This is a genomic window from Marivita sp. (genome assembly GCF_048006345.1).
In the GTDB taxonomy this organism is placed as follows: Bacteria; Pseudomonadota; Alphaproteobacteria; order Rhodobacterales; family Rhodobacteraceae; genus Marivita.
The window spans coordinates 3,033,612-3,057,068 of the sequence record NZ_CP180351.1; the positions used below are offsets into that span (position 1 = coordinate 3,033,612).

Below are 23,457 nucleotides of genomic sequence, written 5' to 3' on the forward strand. Positions count from 1 at the left end.
ACCCGGGACGCCATGATCGGGGCCGCCATCAGCATGGTCACCTGCCCATCGCCCGGCACCAATGGACGCGAAACATCAATGGGAGGAGACCCGACATGACCACCAAACGCACTGCCGCAGCGACCTTCGTCACGCTGCTTCTGGGCACGTCCGCAATGGCGCAGAACGTGAACCTGATGAACGGCGTGGAGCCGCGACCCGACGACAATAGCGTTGTCGAGGCGGGCGCTTTCCAGAAGGACGGCCCATGGACCATCGCGATGAGCCATTTCGGGGTGAACGCGAACACCTGGACGGTCCAGACCGCGCATGAAGCGCAAGGCGTGGCCGATGGCGACGAACGTATCGCCAATTTCATCATGCTCGACGCCAACTTCGACCAAGCCAAGCAGATTGCCGACATAGAGGATCTGATCGCACAGAGCCCGGACGTGCTGATCGTCATGCCGGTGACGCCAACTTCTGCTGATGCGGGCATCCAGAAGGCTATCGACGCGGGCATCCCCGTCGTGGTGCATACGGGGCGCACCGAGAACCAGAATTTCACCGTGGAAATCCAGGGCGGCGCCGAGAATTTCGGGCGCGTCATGGGTGACTTCCTGGTCGACCAGTTGGGCGGCGAAGGCAAGATCTGGGTGCTGCGCGGCCTGCCATCCCACCCCGAGGACATCAACCGCTACAACGGCCTGATGCAGTCGCTCGAAGGCACGAACATCCAGATCACGCAGGAGGATTACGGCAGCTGGGTCTATGATCTGGGCAAGAGCCTTTGCGAGACATTCTACCTGAACGACTCGGACGTAGACGGCATCTGGTCCTCCGGCGCCGACATGACCCGTGCCTGTGTGGACGTGCTAACGGAATTCGGTGCGCCGATCCCGCCGATCACCGGCGAAGGCAACAACGGCTTCTTCGGCCAGTGGCTTGAAATGGGCTATCCGTCGATCGTCGCGGAATATAGCCCATCGCAAGCTGCTGCCGGCGTGCGGGCGGCCGTGGCGCTCCTTGAAGGTGAAGCGCTCCACAAGCACTACATCTACGAACCCGAAGGCTGGGACGCCGCGAAGGCGGCGCAATACTACCGTTCCGACCTGTCCGCCAACGTCTGGTGGCCGACGGAATTGCCGGAAGAGACGCTCCAGTCGCTCTACGGCAACTGACATCCTCCCTGTCAGACGGTGCTCTCGCGGGTTCGCCCCGCGAGAGCTACTTTTCAATCCCGTGGGAGGCCCTGATGCAATCCGCTGTTTCCATGACCGGCGTGTCGAAGTCCTTTGGTCCGACGATCGCCGTCAACGACGTGACCTTCGCGGTCAGGCCTGGCCGTGTCCACGCGCTGATGGGCGAGAACGGAGCCGGGAAGTCGACGCTGATGAAGATGCTCGCCGGTGTCCATCAGCCCGATCGCGGGGAAATCGCGATTGCCGGAAGAAAGGTCGCCTTTGCCAATCCACGCGACGCATTGGCTGCGGGTGTCTCAACGGTCTTTCAGGAGCTGTCGCTGCTGCCCAACCTGTCGATCGCCGAGAACATGTTCCTGGGCAAGGAGCCTGTCGGCCGCTTCGGTCAGCCCGACCGTCGGCAGATGACGGAACGCACCCGCGCGGCCCTGTCCGAGCTAAGTCTGACCCTCGACCCGCGGACGCTCGTGTCCAACCTGAGCATCGCGGAGCGGCAATTCGTGGAAATCGCCCACGGGATCAAGGCAGACGCCCAGGTCTTCATTCTGGACGAACCGACGGCCGCGCTGAACGCTGCTGACGTGGATATCCTGAACCGGCAAATCGCCAATCTGAAGGCCGCAGGCAAGGCAATCATCTACATCTCTCACCGGATGGACGAGATCTTCAACATCTGTGACGACGTTACCGTCATGAAGGACGGCAGGCATGTCGCGACCAGACCCTTGGACGAGCTTACACCGGAGGGCTTGATCTCATTGATGGTCGGACGCGAGCTATCCGACCTCTTTCCGCCCCGAACCGGCGAGACCGGGCCGATCTTGCTCTCTTGCCGCAACCTGACGCTGGCCAGCGGGTCCGAACCGATCAGCTTCGATCTTCAAGCGGGGGAAATCGTCGGCTTAGCCGGCCTAGAGGGTCAGGGACAGGGAGAGATGGCCCGAGCCATGGTCGGGCAATGCTTTGCCGTCGCGGGCGAGGTCGTCGTCGGGGGGCAGGCCATCAAGGTCCCGATGGACCAACAAGCCGGCATTCGCCTGATGCAAAGGCTTCGCGTCGGTTTCGTGCCCGAGGACCGCAAGGAGGAAGGTCTGCTTCTTGGCGCGTCCATCCACGAGAACGTCGTGATCACGCGCCAGGCCGCGCGGGCGGCGTTCCGCCCGGCGACCCGGTTCCGGGAGTTGACCCGCCAGATCATGAACGACCTGAACGTGAAGGCCCAAAGCCCCGACATGGCGGTCGGCGCCCTGTCCGGCGGCAATCAGCAGAAGGTGCTTCTTGGCCGCTACCTTGCCTCGGACATGGATGTTCTGATCGTCGAGGAACCGACGCGCGGCGTCGACATCGGGGCCAAGGCCGAGATTTACCGACTGCTCCGGGCGCTTGCCGGACAGGGAAAGGCGATCCTCCTTCTGTCGCGCGAGACCGTCGAGCTGATCGGACTCTGTGACCGGCTGCTGGTCGTTCACGACCGCAAGATCGTGCGCGAGATGCGCGGCGCCGATGCGACCGAGCACGCCATCCTTGACGCCGCCCTGAACTCTTGATGGACCGGAGAAAGACCGCATGCAAAGTCGACTGATCCACCGTATCGCAGGCAAGAACTCCAGGCACGGAAACTGGTGGGCTGCGCTGCTTGTCATCCTCCTGACCACGCTGATCCTTGTGGTCACGACGGACGATTTCGCGACCCCGCAGAATGCGTCAAACCTGCTGGCCCAGGCGATGCCGCTCATCATCGTCGCGATCGGGCAGATGATCGTCATTGTGCTGGCGGGCATGGACCTCTCGGTCGGCTCGGTCATGAGCATGACGACCGCGATCCTCGCGCTGGACGGCTCGCCCCTTGTGCTGATCCCGCTGGTCTTCGTGGCCGCCGCAAGCGTCGGAGTTGTGAACGGCATTGCCATCGTCAAGCTGAATGTCCATCCGATCATCGCGACCTTGTCGATGCAATTCATAGTGCTGGGCATCGCCCAGCTGTTTCGGCCCGTGGCGGGCGGCTCTGTCCCCCAAATCGTGGTCGACATGGTCACCGGTTCGGCTCTGGGGATCCCAGCCCCGATGATTTGGGCCCTCGTTGTTCTGGCGGTCGCGTGGAAGATCCTTCACGGGTCACGCTTCGGGCTGCATCTTTTTGCCATCGGTGGTGGCGTCGCCTCGGGGCAGGGCGACACGGCCCACAACTTCGGCCTGTCCGAACACCGCAACATCATCGTGGCCTATGTTCTCAGTGCTCTCTTTGCGGCGCTTGCCGGCGTCTTCATCGCGGGCCGTATCGCCTCCGGCGACCCGGGCGTCGGCTCGCAATTCGCACTCGACTCCATCACCGCTGTCGCGATTGGCGGGACCCAGCTTTCGGGAGGGATCGGGAGCCTGCACGGCACAATCCTCGGAGCAGTCCTGATGTCGCTCCTCTCCAACGGAATGAACCTGGCGAACCTTTCGGCCTTCCTTCAAGGCGCCATCAAGGGGGTCATCCTGCTCCTGGTCGTGGCGTTGCAGTCGCGCAACCGGATGGGGCTGTGACGATGACAAACCTGTTCCGTTCCGCGCTGCGGGTGCCGCCAGCATACTTTGTCTTCGTGGTGTTGATTGCGACCCTGTGGATCGCGAAACCGCAGATGATGAATGCCAACGTGCTTGGCGTCTTCATCCGCCAGGTGGCACCACTCGGGATTCTCGTCCTGGGACAACTCCTGGTCATGCGGGTCCGGTCCATCGACCTGTCCGGGGCCGGGGTGCTCTTGCTGGTCAATTACCTGATCGCGTCCGGCATGCTGGGAGATCTACCCCTCTCCCTCGTTCTCGTCTTGTCGCTTGGGATCGGGTGCCTCGTGGGGCTCTTTAACGGTTACCTGGTGGCAAAGCGCCGGGTGTCTGCAGTGATCGCAACGCTTGCCGTGACGGTCATCATCACTGGCTTTGTCCAATTTCTCGCCAGCGGCAAGCCGCCGGGTAACATGCCAGCCCTGATGAACGAGGTCTACAAGATTAAGTGGGGCCCGGTTCCGTTGCCGGTCGTGCTCTGGATCATCCTGACGGCGATGATGGCGGTATTCCTGTCGCGCTTCGTCTTTGGCCGCTTCGTGATGGCGGTGGGCGAGAACCCGACCGCCTCGCATTTCTCGGGTGTCCCCGTTGAACGCACCGTGCTCACGGCGCATGTCCTTGCGGGCTTCTTCGCGGGGGTTGCCGCAATTGTGCAGTCGTCGTCGGTTGCCGTCGGCAGCCTGCGGTTGGGTCTCGAAATGCCAATCGATGCGGTCGCGGCGACGATCCTTGGCGGCGTCGTGTTCGGGCGGGGCGACGGCGGTGTCTGGGGGCCCTTCTTCGGCGTGCTCTGCTTTGCGTTCCTTTTCGTCGTGATGACAAGCTTCGGCGTGCCCGAGCCGGGCAAGCAGATCGCACGCGGTCTCATCATCCTTCTGGCGGCAATCTTCTACGGCCTCAACGCCAGGAAAACCTGACCTCATTCACAAAAGGATCCCGACTATGACTGAAAAACGTATCATGTGCTTCGGAGACTCCCTGACCTGGGGGTGGGTGCCGGTGATCGAGGGGGTGCCGACGACGCGTTATCCGGCCGACGTTCGCTGGACAGGCGTTCTGCAGTCGGAACTCGGTCAAGCCTTCACTGTCATCGAGGAGGGCCTGAGTGCCCGGACAACCATGCTATCCGACCCGACTGACCCGCGACTGGATGGCAGCGCCTATCTGCCATCGGCCCTGGCCAGCCACCTACCGTTGGACCTCGTGATCCTGATGCTCGGTACCAACGACACCAAAGCCTATTTCCACCGCACACCGTTTGAAATCGCGGCGGGCATGTCCAAGCTAGTGGGACAGGTGCTCGGGTCCGCCGGGGGAGTGGGGACCATCTACCCCGCGCCGCAAGTACTGGTCGTCGCGCCACCGCCACTTACGCCGATGCCGCATGCCTATTTCCAGTCCCTCTTCGGGGGTGCGCACGAAAAATCTGCGCAGTTCGGCAAGCTTTATGGCGATCTGGCAGATTTCATGAAGGTGCATTTCCTCGACGCAGGAAAGGTCATTTCAACCGACGGCGTTGATGGCATCCACTTCACCGAAGGCAACAATCGCGACTTGGGAAAGGCCATCGCCGCGAAGGTGGGCCAAATCTTCGCCGTGTGATCGAAAGTCTTGGGTGGAGTGTGCGACTTCTGCCGCCGCGTGAGCCCCATTGCTCCATTTTGGTGACGGATGGATCCCAGCCATCGGACAATGGTTGAGCACGTTCCTCAGGGTCTTCTTTGGTGGTCGCATAAATGGCGCTGACATCAGTCCAAAGAAGACCCTCTCTATTTTCCTAAAACCTAGGCCGGCCGGTTCGGCGACGGATTGTTTGGCACTTTTGTAAACGCGAAAAGGAGTCCGCAGGTCCACTAACGAGTTGCAAGTGGAAATTTCCTTTCTGTCAGCTTATAAACGCGCGACCGTCGGCTCGCGTCTGTCTCTAAGCCGAGTCTGCATGAACGCCGAGCCAGACAGGGTGGATGGGCTGCGGCATGGGAGGTGTTGCCGAAGTGCCGGTTAATGAAGACCTCAAGGTTTATGAGGACCAGCCGGGGTTCTTTGATGTGCTTGGCGCGCAGCGCGAGCTTCGCAGTCAACTCCTCGATCAACCGGTGGTTCGGCACAAGCCTGCAAGGGATCTGGCTGCCCACATGCTGTTGCACCTTGATGATCTCCACAGGTGTTGGAGCATTGGCACCATGTGGCTCCGTTCTGAACTTGCCTGCCACCGCGTCGATACCGGGTTCGGCCACGCAGCTGCTCCGGAATACCATCCAAGTTTTTCCGAGGCGAAAAACGGGGATTATGACGTCCCATCCTTCGGGTGCGGCGCTGTCGACAACCGCGATCCGATCATGCAGGCAATGTGGTCCGGGCAACGGCCTGTTATTTTTGCAGATCTCAAGCACGACAGGCGTGTTACGCCAAAGCTTCGGCAACGGCTGTCAGGAGCGCGCACGAAATCGAAATTTGGGGCGGCGCTTCGGGTAAGAGGCAACAGCTTTGGTCTGATCTGCGCGGATTGGACGGAGCACGAGGTTCCGAGCGAGTCCGGCTTGTTCGATTGCTTTGAACAAACGGTCACGGATGTCTTGAGCCCCATCATTGCAGTAGCGCAGCGCATCTCGCAAACGGTGGGGTCGGAACAGGTCCTCACCCGCGGACCCAAGTGCGTTCCCCACGACGGGCGACATGCCATTTGTGCTTTGGACGGACTGACAATTTCCGAACTCGAGATCGCCCGCTTGGTCGCTCAGGGACTGAGCTACAAGGAGATTGCCCGGATCCGGGACCGGTCACTTTCGACCATCGACCACCAGCTGCGCAGCATTCGCGCCAAACTGGGTGCGCAGAGCACCGCGGGGCTTGTCAGCCTTCTGGCCGGGCTTGACAACTTCAGGCACTAGGACCCTATCGCGAATATTCGCGATAGATCGCACGCGGGCGGTTTTCCCAACTTCCTTCCTCAAGACAGAGCCATTGCGACGGTTCTGCTGCGCCCGGGAGAGGCGCGGCAAGGGAGGAGAGACCAATGATCGACAACAGCCACTATTCGGCTGCAACCCAGGGTGCGTTCGAGCTTTTCGACCTGGGCAACCTGATCCTTGAGGCAGGTGAGACCCTGCGCAGTACCAAGCTTGCCTACCGCACATTCGGGACAATCAACGCCGACAAATCCAATGCCATCCTTGTCACGACATGGTTCTCCGGGACCGCAAAGGTGATGGAGGATGTCTACGTCGGACCCAACCACGCGCTCGATCCGGGCAAGTATTTCATCATCATTGCCGATCAGTTGGGCGACGGCGTGTCCACGTCGCCCCAGAACAACCCCGCACCGCAAAGGATGAGCAAGTTTCCCAATCTTAGCATCGGCGACGATGTCGCTGCCCAGCACAGGCTCGTTGCTCAGCATTTCGGCATCGACCGACTCGCCCTTGTCGTTGGCGGCTCCATGGGGGGTCAGCAGGTTTATGAATGGGCCGTCGCCCATTCCGACATGGTCGCTCGGGCGGCGCCGATCGCCGCCACAGCGCGCATTTCCCTGCATCAGCAGGTCTTCGTGCAGGCGCTGGAAGAGGCGATCATGTCCGACCCTGCCTGGAACGGCGGCTGGTATGCCTCCGGCCTCGACGTCCGCAATGGCATGGACCGGATGGCCCGGATCGTCGCGACGCTTGGCTGGTCCCGCGCCTTCTATCAGGAAGAGCGCTGGCGCAGCGTGCTGGGCATGTCCTCGCTCGACGATTTCATCAACGGCGTGATGAAGGCCTATTTCGAGCCGATGGATCCGAACGTGCTGCTGTGCGAAATGCACAAGTGGCGCCGCGCGGATGTGGGCCGCCATGCCGGGGGCGACCTTGCCGCAGCCCTTGGCCGGATCACGGCCAAGACCTGCGTCATGCCGATCGATCACGATCTTTTCTTCCCTCCGGACGAATGCGAACTGGATCGAGCGATGATCCCGGAGGCGACGCTGACCGTGATCAGATCAAAGGAAGGCCACATGGGCCTGAACGGGTTCGAACCCGGCTACATGGCACAGGTCGATACCGCCCTCGCCGCGCTGCTGGCCGACTGACTCGACCCCAGACCGACGAACCAAAAAGACCGCGCGAATGCCGTCGCGCGAACGGGCGCTTCATGTCTGAGGGCGCACGATGAGGAGGACGAACGGAAATGATACAAGATCAGAAATCGCTGCGGGTTCGTGGTGCCACCAAGGTGTACGAGACTGGAACGGGACAGGTTAGTGCCCTTCAGGATGTGCATCTGACCGTAGAGCAAGGCGAATTCATTTCTGTCGTCGCGGTCCTTCAGGCTGCGGAAAGACCACTCTTCTTTGGTCGATCGCGGGGCTGCGCCAGCTCAGTGCTGGAACCATATCCCTCGGGCCTGACCAGATCAGGAAGCCTCACCATGCCATCGGCATGATGTTCCAGTCGGCAAACCTACTGCCATGGCGAACCATCCAGCAGAATATCGAGTTTCCCTTCGAGATCCGGCGCAGGACGCCCGACCGCAAGAAGATCGCGGCCCTTCTGGACCGTGTCGGCCTTGGTGGTTTTGGCGCGAAGATGCCCAAGGAGCTTTCGGGCGGCATGCAGCAGCGGGCATCGATCGTACGGGCGCTGGCATCCGACCCTGAAGTCCTGCTGATGGACGAACCCTTTGGCGCCCTCGACGCCTTCACGCGGGACGAGATGAACCTGCTGATGGAGGAAATCTGGGAAGAGACCCGCAAGACTATCATCCTGATCACCCATTCCATTCAGGAAGCGGTTTTCCTGTCCAACAAGGTCTACGTGATGAGTGCTCGGCCCGGCCGCATGCATCGCGTCTTCGAAGTGCCATTCGAGCGGCCGCGCAACCTCAAGCTCATGGAAACGAAGGCCTTCTTCGACCTCGTGAACGAGATCAAGGCCGAAATCCAACATCAACCGTCCTCGGCCTCCACAGCCGTTGCAGCAGAGTGAGCACCATGAGCGAGAGCGACAAGAACACCGGCGTCAACATGGCGGGCGGCCTGACCAGCGGGCCGAAGATCCAGAACATGACAGAGGTCCTGGCCGTTCTCTCCGTCGCCGTCGTCATCATCGGAGGCGCCGAATTCCTCCTGCGCTTCTTTGAGGTCAAGGAATTCGTCATGCCGACGCCGTCGGCCATCGTCACTGCGTTGTTTGAACATTCAGGAGAGATTGCGCCGCATCTTGGCTACACGCTCGTCGAGCTGGCCGTCGGCTACACCATCGGCGCGTCAATCGGCATGATCCTGGCGGCGGTGATCACGCAGTTTCCCTTCGTGGAAAAGATCATCACCCCCTACATCCTGCTGCTGGTCACCACCCCGATGCTGGCACTGGTGCCGCTTCTGATCCTCAACTTCGGCTTTGGATATGCCCCGCGCATCATCGCGGTCGCCCTGGCGGCGGGGCCGATGGTGATGATCAATTCGGCCACCGGTTTTCGTCGCGTCGACCAGGACAAGATCGCGCTGGCGCGATCCTATGGAGCGTCGACGTTCCAGATTTTCACGAAGATCCGCGTTCCCATGGCGATGCCAATGATCATCGTCGGCCTGATGATGGGCGCGATCTTTTCGGTCATCACCGCCATCGGCGCGGAAATGTCGGGCGGCGGCTTTGGCCTTGGCAGCAAGCTGACGACATTTTCGTCGACCCTGCGCACCGCCGAATTCTTCGCCGTGATCCTGATCCTCGCGATCATGGGGATCTGCATCTACGTCTTCTTTTCTTGGCTCGGCAAGAAACTGGCCGGCTGGGAAAGCTGATGCGGGACGGTCTTGCCCAACCGCTCGGCGGGCCGGTTCCATCCATCAGAGCGGAAACAGTGGAGGAGTGGGTCATGCAGAACCCGATCAACATTTCGGGCCTGTCCCGGAGAAAGTTTCTCAAAGTCAGCGGGGCCGGCGTCGTCACCGCCAGCACCATCGGTAGCGGGCTCTGGCTGCCCGGCGCCGCAACTGCCGAACCCTATTCCGGCAAGCATACGTGGATTTCGCCCCGTGGGACGATCGAGGTGATGGACGACTACGCGATCTGGGTCGCACAGGCGATGGGCTACTTCGGCGACCTGGGGGTGGAGTTGGAGCTGCAACCCGGGCCTCCGGGCGGCACCGCGGTGGTGCAGTTCGTTTCGGTCGGACAGGCCGACATGGGCTTCCCGGCGCCCGGTATTCTCGGCAATTCCATCGAGAACGACATGGGCCTCGTGTCCATCTTCGGCACCGGCTACCTTGACCTTTTCAATATCGCCTTCCGCAAGGGCGAAGGCATGACCGATCTGCGCGGTCTTGAAGGCAAGACCGTCCTGCTCGGTTCGGCCGCGTGGCAGTCCATCGCCGATCCGATGCTGAAGGCGGTCGGTGTCGATGTGACCAAGGTGCGCTATGTCGAGGCTGGCTTCCCGAACTGGACGGCTGCCCTTGCAGCGGGCGAAGGCGATGCCTGTCTCGCCTGGGAAGGCCTGCGGGCGCTTCTGGAAAAGAACGGCCAGTCCTTCGACTACTGGATGGGCATGCGCGGCTCGCCGCTGCCATCGAACAGCCAGGTGGTGCGCCGGGCCGACGTGGAAGACCCCGACCGCCGAGCCTTCCTTCAGGCCTATGTGAAGGGCATGGCAATGGGTCACGAATTCGCAGATCACAACCCGCGTGCGGCCGCCGACATCGTCTTCAAAGCGCTTCCGGCCACCCGCGAAGGCTTTGGTGCCCGCTCCGGAACCGAAAGCCTCATGCAGATCCACCGCACCTTCAAGGGCGACCTGTCGCAGCGCTCTGGCTGGGGCGAACACGACATCGCAGGCTTCCAGCGGTTCTTCGACGTGCAACGCGAGATCGGCCTCCTGTCGACCGAGATTAACGCAGCCGACTACGTGCTGAACGACTTCATCGCGGAAGGGAACGCTTTTGACCACGATCAGGTAAAGGCCGATGCCGAGGCCTATGCGCTGCCCGACGACCTTGCAGCTCTCGATATGGCCGAACTGGAGGCGAATTTCTATAACAGTGCCATCAATTGATGGACTCGGGGGCCGGAGCAGCACCCGGTCCCCTATCGATTTCAAACGGGCAACAAGTGTCGCGGCAACCTCCTATTGCCCGGATCAACCAGTGCCCTTGGCCTCGCCGGGCGTACACCTTCCAGGACGCTCGGCGGGTGACCAAAACGCCTAACATGACGACGAACAAGGATGGCTCAATCATCACCAAGGGCAGATCATAGTTAATGATACCTTCAACAGGCTGGTTTCGACTGATCTGCCCTCTGCAAACCGGATCTTTCCGCTAGATTTCTGAGGCTGGGAGAAGAACGGACTCGACTGAAAGCCTCTAAGTTCTCGGTTGCTCACAGGGCCTTCATCCTTACCGGGCGAGCGATGCACACCCTTGCACGAGATTTGACGGAAAGCCGGGATCAAACAGAGGCGGGTATCGAACCTTGCGTTGGTCACGTCGGCGACAGCTATGATCGTGAATACGGTATCGCGGCTTGTCGGCCCGATCCATGCGGCGATTGACTGCGTATGATTGTGCTGACGTACCGACCGCCCAGGCAACGCTGCGCGGTTCAAGTCGAACCATTCAGAACTTCTGGAAAAAACTGTTTAGGCTAGTTCGACTAGGCCGTGTCATTTTTCGGCTGACCTTTTGGCGGAAAACCTAGCATGATGTTTCGGCCGCACGTCTGTAGATATCCCCGGTCAACCATGCCGGCCAATCGCGCTCGAAGAAGGATTTGTCGCCGTCGTAGCTCCGGTTGGGGATTTCCGTGATGACGAAATCCGCACCTTTACGGCGGAGTTTCAACTGGCTGTTCTTGTCAGCGTCGCGTTCGGCACGAAAACGTACCTCCGGCAGTGGGCCATGCACCGACTTCGGCAAGGATTTACCCCGTGGGTCGCAAATCGCACGGGCGCCCCGACTGCCACCGCCATTCGCGATGTAGTGATCGAGGGCAGTCAGCACGGCCTCTGATGCGAGTGCCATTTGCTGCCATTGCACCACGCGGGCTATCTCGGTCTTGCGCGGCACAGCAATACCGTGATCGCGGATCCGAGCGTTCAAGGTGCGGGCATCGGCCAGTGCTTTTGAGACATCGGAGGCCGTGCACAGAATACCGGCGTGGTCGCTCATGCGGGCCTGCACGTCAGTCCTGATGGCCTTCCATGTTAACGTGCTGTCGCTGTCCAGATGTCGCGTCACTTCGGACACGGCGGGAGCTGCAGCATTGGCAATATCGGATTGCGAGGGCGAGGCCGCATTACCTGTTGCACCTATATGTTCGGCCACCCGCGTGCCAAAGACCTGACCTGCGTTCAGTGCAGATCCCCCCGGTCGGGTTGCACCGTGTGTGCCGGAAGCCTCGCCGACAGCATAGACGCCGGGCACATTCGTCCGGCCCCATATATCCACCGCAATCCCACCGTTCATGTGCTGGTTATTGACAGCGAATTCCAACGGATCTGCAGAAATATCAACTTTGTAACGCTTGTAGAGTTCGATCGCGAGCGGGTTCATATGGCGCAATCTGTCGATGGGGAGCGTCTGATCCGCGCCAGCATTCCGCAGATAGATGCTGACGTCAGGATCCAGCCGCTCCAGACTAAAGGGCGCATCAATCGCCTCCGGATTGCGGTTAAAGTCCATGTAGACCCGCCTGCCCTTTTGGCTTTCGCGGAAGATCGCAAGGTCAACGAGGCTCGACTGGAAATCCAGCATACGGCTTGCGTGGAACGGCCATTGATACCCCTTGCGGAAGATATTCGAGGCCATTTCCTGCGTGGTGCGGTAGTAGTCGGCAAGGAAATGATGTTCCGTGCCGTCGCCATCAACAGAATAGATATGCGGAATCACCTGCACGTAGGTGCCTGAGAGGTTCCAAGGGAACCCCTCTCGCCGGGTGCTGATGCCAAACTGGCTTTCGGTGATATTGGTCAATTCCAACCCGGCCTCGAGCGCCATGCCCAAGGTGCCAAAACATCCATTGGGGAACACGCTGTCACGATACATCTCGCCCGGACCACCGGCTGCTATAACCAGCGCGGAACAGGGATAAAGGGCCAATCCGTATGGATTGGCGTCGGTCCCTTCCTTTGGGCGGATCGCCAACAGGCCATTGACGCCCTGCCCGTCCTTTAACAGCTTGATCGCCGTTGTTTGGTTGAAAAACGGGATATCAAGGCGGATTGCCTCTTCGGCCAAAACCTTGACCATCAAGCGCGACGTACGAGGGCCGCAAGACGTGGCGCGGCCCACCTCATCGTGGTCTGTCTGGTAGCGCAACGTGCCGCCAAGATGGTCCTGCGGCAAAGGCAGGCCCAGGTACTGCAAAGACGACATCGCGCGGACCGAGCCCACAGCCTCTATATAGGCGGTGTCTTCATCCATCGCGCCACCTGCGCGGATCGCTTCGGCCATCGCCTGAAAGTTGTCGCCCTGATCCTTGGTATTGGCGGTGTGCAGGGTCTGCTTGTCCGAGCCGGAACAGGCAGACGTCCCGCCCCAGGCGCTTTGGCTGATGATGGTCACATCGATGCCGCGCCGTTTCATCTCAACGGCGGCACGAAGGCCCGCCGCGCCGCTGCCAATCACCAACGCGCCGGTCCGATAGACAGGCAGATCGAAGTCACCGACCCGTGTCGTCTCTATAACCTGTGGTTCGGGCTTCAAGCGTGGCATGACCACATCGGTCAGCGCATCCAAAATGTTTTGCGGGACGGACAGGGACATGATTGTTCCTCAGGTTCAGGCAATATCGACCCAGACGCGTTTGTCAGCGGAGGTCAAACAGGCATCCACGATCTGACAAATGTGGTGACCGTTCTCGAAGGTCGGCCACATGGGGGTCTGCGTGGTGATTGATTTGATCACCTCGGTAATCTCGATGATCTTGCCTTCATTGTAGCCCAGCGCGAAGTTGGGCAGCGGCAGGAAAGCGGCATAGGTCGGATGCTCGGGGCCGACGTCGATCGCGCGAAAACCGCGGCGTCCCAAAGCATCATCGTTGGAGTAAAACCGAAGGCGGTTCACCTCATCAAAGGTATAGACCAAGCTGCCTTTGGTGCCGTAGATCTCGTAGGTCTGCATGAACTTGCGGCCAGTGGCGACGCGGCTGAAATCGATCAACCCCTTGGCCCCGTTTTCAAACGTACACAGAATGTTGGTGCCGTCCGGGTTCGTGACCTCTCCCCACTCGGTGTCATCGGTGATCTCGGGGGCTGCATCGCCGTACCCAAGGCCGTCGATCTTGGGACGCTTCGGTGCGGTGATGTAACTGTCTGCGATCAGGGAAGATAACTTGCCGACCAGAAACTCCATGAAACTGAAAACGTGGCTTCCGGTGTCACCGATAATTCCCGTCGGTGCGAGGCTGCCATCGGCACGCCACATGTAAGGGGCCAGCGGATCACCATAGATGTCGATATGCTGGCAAGCCTTGAACAGTTTGATCTCGCCGATCTCGCCCGCTTCTATGATCTCTTTCGCGCGGTCGTGGATCGGGTTGCGGGGGAACGAATGACCGACACGGGTGATTAGTCCCTTTTCCTGTGCGATATCGGCCAGTTCGCGGGCCTGAGCGGCTGTATCCGCCAGCGGCTTCTCGCAATAGACATGCTTGCCCGCGAGGAGTGCCGCCTTGGCAACATCATAGTGCAGGTTGTCGGGCAAACAGATATCGATCAGGTCAACATCGGGGTCATTCACAGCATCCTGCCAATCGCCAAGAATTTTCGCGCCCGGCGCACGAAACGCCAGATCTTTTGCTGCTGTCGGGTTCGCCTCGACAAGTGCAATGACGCGGGCTGTGCCACCGTCCGTTCCAAAAAAGTGAGGAAAGCACTGATAGGCCATCGTGTGGGTTTTGCCCATCCAACCAGACGCGCCAAGAACGGCAACCTTTACCTCATTCATGTCAGTGTCCTCTTGTTTGATCGCGGCTCGATGCGCGCACAACCAGTCGCACGGGACTGCGAGATTCCGGCGGTGGCGCCACGCCTTCATTGATCCATGCAACGATCTGTCGTGCGGTCGATGCGGCGAAATCAGGAATGTTACAACTTACGGTCGTCAGCGGTGGGTAGCTGTGCTGCCCGTCTTCGATGTCGTCAAAGCCGACGACCCGAAGGTCGCGTCCAGCCTTGATCCCAAGATCGGGGCAGGCGGCAAGGACACCAAGTGCGACGAGATCATTAAAGCAGATGACACCGTCGACCGTCGGATGATCCTTGCGCAGCTGTGCGGCCATGGTCTTGCCAAAGGCGCGGGTCGATTGCCCGGTCAGGATCAGGGGGCCTTGCCCGTTCTCTTTCAAGACGGACAGATACCCTGCCATGCGTTCGCGGGTCACGGGACGCCCCTCAAGACCGCCGAGAAATGCAATCTTCTTGCAGCCCTGCGCAAGCAGATGTTCTGCCGCCAAGCGTCCACCGGTCAGGTAGTCGGGCGCGAGGAGCGGAAAGGTGCCCCCTTCCCGTTCAAGCGTACGGAATACTTGCAGGGTCGGCGTGTTGGCAGCGTCCAGAACGGCCAGCGTCGAGGCTTCGTCGCCGTAGGCTGGCGAGATGATAAAGCCTGAAACGCCATGTTCCACCAATGACGAAATCATCTGGCGTTGCAGTTTTGGATCCTCATCTGAATTGGCAAGAACTGTCGCAAAACCGGCCTGTGCCAGTTCCATCTGAAACAGCGCAGCAAATTCGGTAAAGAACGGGTTTCGGAGATCGTTGATGACCAACCCGACCAATCCAGATGATGACGATCGCAAGGTTGCGGCGGAGCGGTTATAGACATACCCGATTTCTGCCATCGCGCGCCGAACGGACTTTCGCGTCTCGTCCTTGACCGAAGTGGCACCTTGCAAGACAAGGCTGACGGTGGATTTCGAAACACCAGCTTGTTTGGCAACGTCGAGGATGGTGGGACGGCTTTTCATGTGCAGGTCTCCTTTGACCCTTTCCTATACGTCAAGGTCGAGAACCAGAATACCGTCGATCCCGCCCATGGCGTTCGCCACAAGCTGGCCTCCAAGGGCCTTATGGTCTTCATCGTCAGAATAAGTTTGCAGCGCTTCCCAACTGTCGAAGTCGATGACAAAGCCGTGCATGTACCCACGTTCGATCTGTTCGGGACTTTCGGATCGCCCACCGGTGAAGTTTGCGGCACCAGGCAGTTTGTCGGTCACAGCCGCCAAACCATCGTAGATGCCTTTGATGGTCGCTTCGGACACCTCGGGTTTGAACTTGGTCAATACGATGTGGCGGATCATGGCATCATTCCCTGGTCTTGGCGGATCATATCGGCGGCTTTCTCGCCGATCATGATGGAGGGTGCGTTGGTATTGGATGAATTGACGGTCGGCATCACAGAGGCGTCGGCGACGCGCAGAGCCTCAATTCCATTGAATTGAAGACGAGTGTTCAGCACCGCGGCATCGTCGGAACCCATGCGGCACGTGCCTGCGCAGTGATGCGACGTTTTCGAATGAACGCAGATAAAATTGAAGTAATCCTGATCGGTCTTAACATCCGGCCCCGGCAGGCGCTCGGCCAGGATGTACTTGCTCAGCGCAGACTGAGACAGGATCTCCTGCACCAGCTTTAGCCCACGGATCGACATTTCGCGGTCATAGGGGTCTGCCAGATAGTTGGGGTCGATCAGCGGCATGTCTCTGGGGTCGTTTGACTGCAGACGGACGGTCCCTCGCGACCGTGGACGCAGGTGGCAGGCGTTCAAGGTCACGCCGCCATTGGGCATCGCCACAACCCCGGCTTCGATACCGGTTCCCAACCCCAAATGCATCTGGATGTCCGGTGTTTCCGCGTTTTCATCCGCATACCAAAATCCCCCTGTTTCAAAGAGGCTCGAGGCCACAGGCCCCTTTCGGGTGAAGATGTATTGCAGCCCGGCAAGCGCACTGAGGTGCAGCTTGGCGAAGCGATCATAGGTGTGCGGTCCTGTCACCTCACAAATCGCGTACAGGTCAAGGTGGTCTTGCAGGTTCGCGCCGACATTCGGCTGGTCATAAACGACCTTGATCCCGAGGCTGGCCAAATGATCTGCAGGTCCAATTCCGGAGAGCTGCAGCAACCGCGGCGACCCGATTGCGCCCGAGGACAGGATCACCTCACGGTCGGCAGTGATGACGCTCCCGTCGGCCAGCTCGACCCCAGTCGCGCGGCGGCGCTCGACCGTAATTCGCTTCACCTGCGCCCGCATTCGGATCGTCAAATTCTGCCGACCCCGCGCCTGCCCAAGAAAGGCCATCGCGGCAGACGACCGGCGCGCGTTCTTCTGGGTCAGCTGGTAATAGCCGGCACCGTCCTGCTTTTCCCCATTCACGTCGACCGTTTTGGGTATACCCACCTGCCCGGCAGCTTCGATGAAAGCATCGCAGATCGGCAAAGGCGCAGCGGGCATCGAGACACTAAGCGGTCCGCCCCTGCCGTGATAACGACCGTTGTAGGTGTCGTTATCCTCGGACTTCTTGAAGTACGGCAGCACATCCTCGTAGCTCCAGCCTTCACAGCCCATCTGCCGCCACCCATCATAATCCTGTGCGGCTCCGCGTGTATAAATCTGCGCGTTGATCGCGGATCCGCCGCCAATGACCTTGGCCTGCGTATAGGTGAACACCTTGTCCTGCATCGCCTTCTGCGGTGTCGTCGACCAGCCCCAGGACGCTATACCCTTGGTCATCTTGGCAAAGCCTGCTGGCAGGTGGAAAAACGGATGGCGATCACTACCACCTGCTTCCAATAGCAGGACGCGGGCATTGGGATCTTCCGACAGGCGGGCAGCAATGACTGACCCGGCAGAACCACCGCCAATAACGATGAAATCATATCCACGGACGGTCATGCGGCAAACTCCGTCTCGACGATGTGGCGCCCGGCCCGCAGGGCCAAGGCGGCGATGGTCAGTGCCGGGTTAACGGCGGCAGAGGTCGGCAACACCGACGCATCGACAATGAAAAGGTTGGAGTGGTCGTGGCTCCGGCAGTAGCTGTCAACAACACTCGCCGCCGGATCATTTCCCATCCGGGCCGTGCCGCATTGATGCGACGGCGTGCGCCGGTCAAAAGCCTTCGACAGAACAATCGGAAACCCAATGCGCCGCAACACGGCTTTGAGTTCCTTCACCAACTGAACGTGGGCCTCCCAATTCGAGCGCTGCCAATCAAGCTTGATCCGCCCATTCTTCAAGGTGACCCGGCTATCCGGGTTTGGAAGGTCTTCGGACATGGCATAGAAATCGAAACTGCGGCCGGCAACAAATTGGGCAAGCCAACCCGGCATCGGCGTTGTCGCCGCCAGAATGGGCCCGGTGATCTTGCCCAGCATCTGGATGTTACCAAGCGCGGGCCGGTTATTTGAGCCATGATAAAAATCGTTGAGCATCAGGGTCTTCTGATAAACGCTTCGGTTCCTGCCCAAGGGATGCAAGGCCAGAACGGCTGAACAGTTGTGGTTCATGAAGTTCCGGCCAACCTGATCCGACCTGTTCGCCAGTCCTGTCGGGCAGTTGTTGTTGGCGGACCGCAAAAGCAGAGCGGCGGTCTGCACCGCCCCTGCGGCGACCGCGAAAAATGGCGCGGTCAGCGTTTCACCGCTGTCCAGCACAGCCGCAGTCACGCGACCGATCGGATCACTGTCCAGACGCGTGACAGTGCAGCCGGTGCGCAGGGTTACGTTTTCATGCGTCAGCGCCGTGGCCAATCCACATGTCTCTGCGTCCATCTTTGCGCCACAGGTGTTGGGATAGGCATCCCAGGTGGTCTGCCCCGCCGCGAGCCATTTGGTCAGATCGACACCGAGTGGGATATGTGAGGGATTAAGGCCCGCACGTTTCAAGCGCTCTCTCAGCGCAGCCATATCTGGCTCATCGGGCACCGGAGGATAAGGGTATGCGCCGGAATGATCCGGTTCGGTCGGGTCCTCCGTGGCACACCCTCGTACATGGTACATCTCTTCGGCGGCCTGATAATCTGCCTCAAGATCCCCGTAAGAGATCGGCCATCCCGGCGTGCTGCCACCGGGATGCTTGACCGCGCCGAAATCTGAGGAGCGATAGCGGATCAGGGCCGCGCCGTAAAACTTGGAATTGCCGCCTACATTGTAGTAATTTCCCGGGCTGAATGGCTGATCCCGTCCGTCCAGCCAAGCCTCATCCGGGCGAAAGACCCCTTCACCAAATATCGCAGCAGCATCGCGATCCAGACGCGAAGCGCGCAAATGCAACCCCCTCTCCAGGATCACGATCCGACGGCCAGTCGGCGCCAGCGCCGCCGCCAACGTCGCCCCACCCATGCCAGACCCGATGATGACGATATCTGCATCCATCAGGGGACAATCCGCATTTCTGTTTCTGGGTCAAAGGCGACAGCTTTTTCCATGTTCACAGCGAACGGGAAGTCCGCTCCGGGACGTACATCAGCATCCGAGCGCATCCGGGCAATCACATCTTTGCCGCCCAGCGTCATCGTGACGAACGTATCGGAGCCCGCAGGTTCAGTCACCACAATCCGGTTTGTCATCTGGGCGATGTTCGTTGACTTACGATCAGCCGCATCCTCATCCGTGATCGTCTCGGGCCGGATTCCCAGCATGATGTCACGACCATCCCAGGCCGCCAGGTTGTCCTGACTGAAGGGCAAAGACACCGTTGATCCGTCATGCAAAACAACGCGCGCGACAGGCTTCCCCCCTTCAATGGCAACCTTCGCGGGCACGACGTTCATCGCGGGCGAACCCATAAAGGTGGCTACAAAAATATTGGCTGGGCTGTCGTAGATTTCTTGCGGCGTGCCCAACTGCTGGACGTAGCCGCCATACATGACCGCAATACGGGTCGAAAGCGTCATGGCTTCGATCTGGTCATGGGTCACATAGACGATCGTCGTACCCAGCTTCTGGTGCAGCTTCTTGATCTCGGTGCGCATGTCGACACGCAACTTGGCATCCAAGTTCGATAGGGGTTCATCGAACAGAAACACATCGGGGTTGCGAACCAAGGCACGGCCCATTGCCACTCGCTGGCGCTGCCCGCCAGACAAAGCCCCGGGCTTGCGATCAAGAAGCTGCTCGATCTGCAACAGCTCGGCCACTTCCTTCATTGCCTTGTCCCGCTCGGGTTTTGGAACGCCGTGCATTTCAAGACCAAAAGTGATGTTCTGGCCAACCGTCATGTTCGGATAAAGTGCATAGCTCTGGAACACCATCGCGATATTGCGCTTTGACGGGTGCACCCCGTTCATCACTTTATCCCTGATGCGGATCTCTCCGCTTGAGATGTCTTCCAGACCTGCGATCATGTTCAGCAAAGTAGACTTGCCACACCCCGATGGACCGACGAGGACAAGGAATTCGCCTTCTTCGACCGAGATGTCGACCTTATGCAGAACTTCCACCGCCCCATAGGATTTGGTGGTGTTGTCGATATCTAGGAATCCCATGTCCATCGCTCCGTATCTTTGATGGGGCGCGCCACACGTGGCGCGCCCTTTGAGTGCTAAAGTGCCAGTTCGACCGCGTCAGCGAGCTGATCCGCAGCTTCCTCTGGTGTCATGTCAGTGTTGAAGAATTCGGTGATTACATCCGTTGCGGCACCAACAACACTCGCCTGCGCAGCATGTGTCCCGGCAAATGTCGGGACAGCTGTGCCTGCCGTGTCCGACGCCGAGAAGTCCGCAGCCGTGGCTTGAGCGCAGGCGTCGAGCGCGGACATGTCCGCATCAACACGTGCGGGGATCGCGCCTTTTGCCTTGTTGAAGGCGACCTGAACATCTGGGTCCATGATCGCGCTCGCCAAAGTCGCCTGCGCCTCCGAGCCTTCCTCATCAGGTTGTGCAAAGAAGCTCAGAGAGTTTACCAGATAGACAAACCCGCCATCGCCAGTTTTCGGAACCGGGATACAAGCGAAATCCTCGCCCGGGACCTTGCCTGCATTGGTGAATTCGCCTTTGGCCCAATCTCCCATGATTTGCATCGCGGCTTCGCCATTGATGACCATGGCAGTGGCAAGGTTCCAGTCGCGGCCAGAGAAGTCTTCATCGACCATGCCGCGAATTTCAGCCATCTGTGTGAATACGGATTGCATCGTTTCAGACCTGAGCGCATCCAAGCTGAGATCGACCAATGCCGTGCGATAGAAGTCAGCGCCGCCGACACCCAAAACCAGGGCTTCAAACATGTAGGCTTCTTGCCAAGCCTGCCCGCCATGCGCGATTGGAATGATGCCCGCTTCCACAAAGCGCGGCGCAAGTGCGTTGAATTCGTCCCATGTCGTTGGGTATTCAGCACCAATCCTGTCGAATGCGGCTTTGGACGCCCAGATCATATCAGTCCGGTGGACATTTGTCGGAGCGGCGACATATTTTCCGTTGATCTTGTTAAAGTCTTTCACGGCCTGCGGAAGCACGTCATCCCAACCTTCAGCCTCAGCCACGTTGTTAACATCGCCAAGAAGCCCTTCATTGGCCCAATCAATAATGTTCTGGCCCAGCATCAGCATCGCTGCAGGCGGATCACCGGCTGCGATACGCGCCTGAAGGGCTGTTTTGGCTTGATCGCCTCCGCCCCCGGCGACAGGGGCATCTTCCCAAGCAACACCATATTCCACGACCTTGTCCCGGATCACGCCCAGAGCGGCCGCTTCGCCGCCCGAAGTCCAGAAGTGCATGACCTCAACGCTGTTTTCCGCGACGGCTTGTGCCGACGAAAAACAAAGCGCGAGAGCGGCCATGTTGGCAATTGTCTTCATTTGTGATTTTCCTCTCATGTTGGGATCGGCTCACGAAACCGATGGTTGTTGATCTCAACACGGCCGGGAGCGGTTGCCGCCGCTTCCCGGCCAACAAGTAAATTATCCTTTGACTGACCCGGCCATCAGACCGCGCACGAAATAGCGGCCTGCGACGATGTAAACGAGAAGAGTTGGCAGAGCGGCGAGGATCGCGCCTGCAAAGTGAACGTTGTATTCCTTCACCCCGGTGGAGGATTGAACAAGGTTGTTCAAAGCCACTGTCATCGGCTGGCTGTCTGCCCCGGCAAAAGAGGCCCCGAACAGGAAGTCATTCCAGATGTTGGTGAACTGCCAAATGATCGACACCACAGCAATTGGTCCAGACGACGGTAAAAGGATGCGCCAGAAAATCTGGAAAAACCCAGCCCCATCGATCTGAGCGGCCCTTACAAGCTCGGTCGGAAAGACGGCGTAATAGTTGCGGAAGTAAAGCGTCGTGAACCCGATCCCATAGACCACATGCACCAGCACCAGCCCCCAGGTCGTACCCGCGAGACCCATTAGGCCCAACATTCGCGCCATTGGGATCAGTACGATCTGGAATGGGATAAAGCAGGCGAAGAGCATTAGCCCAAACAGGATCGTGTCTCCCCGAAACCGCCATTTCGTCAGTACATAACCGTTCAGCGCGCCCAAAACGGTCGAGATGGCGACGGCAGGAACAACCATTTTGATGGAGTTCCAGAAGTAAGGCGACAGTCCAGTTGGATCGACACCGATCTGTGCCGAGGACCATGCCTTGGCCCAAGGCTCCAGCGTGAAGGCCTGCGGCAGGTTCATCATGCCACCGCCGGTGATTTCAGCCAACGGCTTCACTGAGTTCACCACCATCACGTAAAGCGGCAACATATAGAACAGGGCAAACAGCAATAAGACAAGGTAGATCAGCGTCCGAGTCACGCGACCGGTGCGAATGGCGGTGTCCTGCGAAGCGACGGCCATCACTTCTTCTCCTTCAGTTCGGCATAGAGGTAAGGGATCATAATTGCGGCAATGGTCATCAGCATGATCGTGGCGGAGGCCGCACCGATCCCCATCTGATTGCGGCTGAACGTATAGGAATACATGAACGTTGCTGGCAGTTCGGTCGCGCGACCGGGCCCACCGCCCGTCAGCGCAATGACCAAATCGAACGTCTTGATGGCAAGATGGCTGAGGATCACGAAAGCCGACAGGAACGCAGGGCGCAGCTGTGGGATGATGATCCGACGATATAGGTTCCAGTTCGAGGCACCATCCATCTGGGCCGCCTTCAGGATCTCGTTGTCGATCCCGCGAAGCCCAGCCAGAAACATCGCCATGACGAACCCGCTGGTCTGCCAGACTGCGGCCAAGACAACCGTGTAGATGGCATAGTCTCGGTTCTTGATCCAGTCGAACTCGAACGTTGTCCAGCCCCAGGTCTGAAGAACATTTTCGAGGCCGATACCGGGGTCCAGAAACCACTTCCAAGCGGTTCCGGTCACAATGAACGATAACGCCATGGGATAGAGATAGATCGTCCGGATCACGCCCTCTGCGCGCACCTTCTGGTCCAGAAATATAGCGAGGCTCAGCCCTAGAAGGGTGCAGATCGTGATGTAAAGCGCGGCAAAGATGCCCATGTTCGTGAGCGAGATTTCCCAATGGCTCAGCCGCCAGAGCTTGGAATAATTCTCCCAGCCGACCCAGCCGTAAGATGGCAACAAGCGGCTGTCTGTAAACGACAAATACACCGAAAAGATGATAAAGCCGTAGACGAAGACCAGCACCATGGCCAGCGATGGTGAGAGCACCAGTTTTGGCAACCAGGATTGTAGCCGCGTCTTGAAATCCGCGTCGGCAAAATGTGCCATTACGCGCCCCTCCAGGCTGAGTTCAGTGTATATTGTCGGTGTGGCAGGGCGGTCTTGACACCGCCCTGCCACTGGGAGGTCG

Annotated in this window: 20 protein-coding genes; 10 read left to right on the forward strand and 10 right to left on the reverse strand. The window is 59.4% G+C overall.

The genetic code is table 11. The features are described 5' to 3' along the window. Positions 1 to 95: 95 nt before the first annotated feature. From ACMVPR_RS14930 to ACMVPR_RS14975, 10 genes are all read left to right on the forward strand, one after another. Entirely contained in the window at positions 96 to 1,160 is a 1,065-nt protein-coding gene (locus tag ACMVPR_RS14930) for a substrate-binding domain-containing protein (RefSeq protein ID WP_416883512.1), read from the forward strand. A 92-nt stretch (positions 1,161 to 1,252) separates the two neighbouring features. Next, a complete protein-coding gene (locus tag ACMVPR_RS14935) occupies positions 1,253 to 2,728 on the forward strand; it encodes a sugar ABC transporter ATP-binding protein (RefSeq protein ID WP_416883513.1) in 1,476 nt (491 codons plus the stop codon). A gap of 19 nt (positions 2,729 to 2,747) precedes the next feature. Continuing rightward, positions 2,748 to 3,710, forward strand: coding sequence for an ABC transporter permease (locus ACMVPR_RS14940; RefSeq protein WP_416883514.1), 963 nt, complete (start codon positions 2,748 to 2,750; stop codon positions 3,708 to 3,710). A 2-nt stretch (positions 3,711 to 3,712) separates the two neighbouring features. Further along, a complete protein-coding gene (locus ACMVPR_RS14945) occupies positions 3,713 to 4,651 on the forward strand; it encodes an ABC transporter permease (RefSeq protein WP_416884665.1) in 939 nt (312 codons plus the stop codon). Between the two features lie 25 nt (positions 4,652 to 4,676). Then, the gene (locus ACMVPR_RS14950) at positions 4,677 to 5,336 is read left to right on the forward strand and encodes an SGNH/GDSL hydrolase family protein (RefSeq protein WP_416883515.1); all 660 of its coding nucleotides are present in this window, start codon (positions 4,677 to 4,679) and stop codon (positions 5,334 to 5,336) included. Between the two features lie 374 nt (positions 5,337 to 5,710). Beyond that, positions 5,711 to 6,625 carry a helix-turn-helix transcriptional regulator gene (locus ACMVPR_RS14955; protein ID WP_416883516.1) on the forward strand — a complete coding sequence of 305 codons (915 nt, stop codon included), beginning with the start codon at positions 5,711 to 5,713 and terminating at the stop codon, positions 6,623 to 6,625. Positions 6,626 to 6,750: 125 nt separating this feature from the next. After that, positions 6,751 to 7,800, forward strand: coding sequence for an alpha/beta fold hydrolase (locus ACMVPR_RS14960; RefSeq protein ID WP_416883517.1), 1,050 nt, complete (start codon positions 6,751 to 6,753; stop codon positions 7,798 to 7,800). Between the two features lie 277 nt (positions 7,801 to 8,077). Continuing rightward, positions 8,078 to 8,695: an ABC transporter ATP-binding protein gene (locus tag ACMVPR_RS14965; protein ID WP_416884666.1), complete on the forward strand. Its 618-nt coding sequence runs from the start codon at positions 8,078 to 8,080 to the stop codon at positions 8,693 to 8,695. 5 nt (positions 8,696 to 8,700) lie between these two features. Next, positions 8,701 to 9,510 carry an ABC transporter permease gene (locus tag ACMVPR_RS14970; RefSeq protein WP_416883518.1) on the forward strand — a complete coding sequence of 270 codons (810 nt, stop codon included), beginning with the start codon at positions 8,701 to 8,703 and terminating at the stop codon, positions 9,508 to 9,510. 74 nt (positions 9,511 to 9,584) lie between these two features. Then, positions 9,585 to 10,760 (forward strand): ABC transporter substrate-binding protein, encoded by a 1,176-nt coding sequence (locus ACMVPR_RS14975; RefSeq protein ID WP_416883519.1) that lies wholly within the window; start codon positions 9,585 to 9,587, stop codon positions 10,758 to 10,760. Between the two features lie 640 nt (positions 10,761 to 11,400). Here the strand turns inward: ACMVPR_RS14975 and ACMVPR_RS14980 are convergent. The 10 genes from ACMVPR_RS14980 to ACMVPR_RS15025 all read right to left on the reverse strand — a co-directional run bounded on the left by ACMVPR_RS14980 (position 11,401) and on the right by ACMVPR_RS15025 (position 23,375). Then, on the reverse strand, positions 11,401 to 13,470 hold the full coding sequence (locus ACMVPR_RS14980; RefSeq protein WP_416883520.1) for an FAD-binding protein: 2,070 nt from the start codon (positions 13,468 to 13,470) through the stop codon (positions 11,401 to 11,403). Between the two features lie 15 nt (positions 13,471 to 13,485). Continuing rightward, on the reverse strand, positions 13,486 to 14,652 hold the full coding sequence (locus ACMVPR_RS14985; RefSeq protein WP_416883521.1) for a Gfo/Idh/MocA family protein: 1,167 nt from the start codon (positions 14,650 to 14,652) through the stop codon (positions 13,486 to 13,488). Between the two features lies 1 nt (position 14,653). Further along, complete coding sequence (locus tag ACMVPR_RS14990) at positions 14,654 to 15,673, reverse strand: LacI family DNA-binding transcriptional regulator (protein WP_416883522.1); 1,020 nt, start codon at positions 15,671 to 15,673, stop codon at positions 14,654 to 14,656. A 24-nt stretch (positions 15,674 to 15,697) separates the two neighbouring features. Then, a complete protein-coding gene (locus tag ACMVPR_RS14995; RefSeq protein WP_300586011.1) occupies positions 15,698 to 16,006 on the reverse strand; it encodes a Dabb family protein in 309 nt (102 codons plus the stop codon). Next, the gene (locus tag ACMVPR_RS15000; RefSeq protein ID WP_416883523.1) at positions 16,003 to 17,598 is read right to left on the reverse strand and encodes a GMC family oxidoreductase; all 1,596 of its coding nucleotides are present in this window, start codon (positions 17,596 to 17,598) and stop codon (positions 16,003 to 16,005) included. Before ACMVPR_RS15000 ends, ACMVPR_RS14995 begins: the two co-directional genes overlap by 4 nt. Next, positions 17,595 to 19,079 carry an FAD-dependent oxidoreductase gene (locus ACMVPR_RS15005; protein WP_416883524.1) on the reverse strand — a complete coding sequence of 495 codons (1,485 nt, stop codon included), beginning with the start codon at positions 19,077 to 19,079 and terminating at the stop codon, positions 17,595 to 17,597. Before ACMVPR_RS15005 ends, ACMVPR_RS15000 begins: the two co-directional genes overlap by 4 nt. Then, the gene (locus ACMVPR_RS15010) at positions 19,079 to 20,191 is read right to left on the reverse strand and encodes an ABC transporter ATP-binding protein (RefSeq protein WP_416883525.1); all 1,113 of its coding nucleotides are present in this window, start codon (positions 20,189 to 20,191) and stop codon (positions 19,079 to 19,081) included. The genes ACMVPR_RS15005 and ACMVPR_RS15010 overlap by 1 nt, the downstream gene beginning before the upstream one ends. Positions 20,192 to 20,247: 56 nt before the next feature. Next, positions 20,248 to 21,498 carry an ABC transporter substrate-binding protein gene (locus ACMVPR_RS15015; protein WP_416883526.1) on the reverse strand — a complete coding sequence of 417 codons (1,251 nt, stop codon included), beginning with the start codon at positions 21,496 to 21,498 and terminating at the stop codon, positions 20,248 to 20,250. Between the two features lie 102 nt (positions 21,499 to 21,600). Next, complete coding sequence (locus ACMVPR_RS15020) at positions 21,601 to 22,482, reverse strand: carbohydrate ABC transporter permease (RefSeq protein ID WP_416883527.1); 882 nt, start codon at positions 22,480 to 22,482, stop codon at positions 21,601 to 21,603. Next, positions 22,482 to 23,375, reverse strand: a complete 894-nt coding sequence (locus ACMVPR_RS15025; protein WP_416883528.1) for a carbohydrate ABC transporter permease — start codon at positions 23,373 to 23,375, stop codon at positions 22,482 to 22,484. The genes ACMVPR_RS15020 and ACMVPR_RS15025 overlap by 1 nt, the downstream gene beginning before the upstream one ends. Between the last annotated feature and the right edge of the window lie 82 nt (positions 23,376 to 23,457).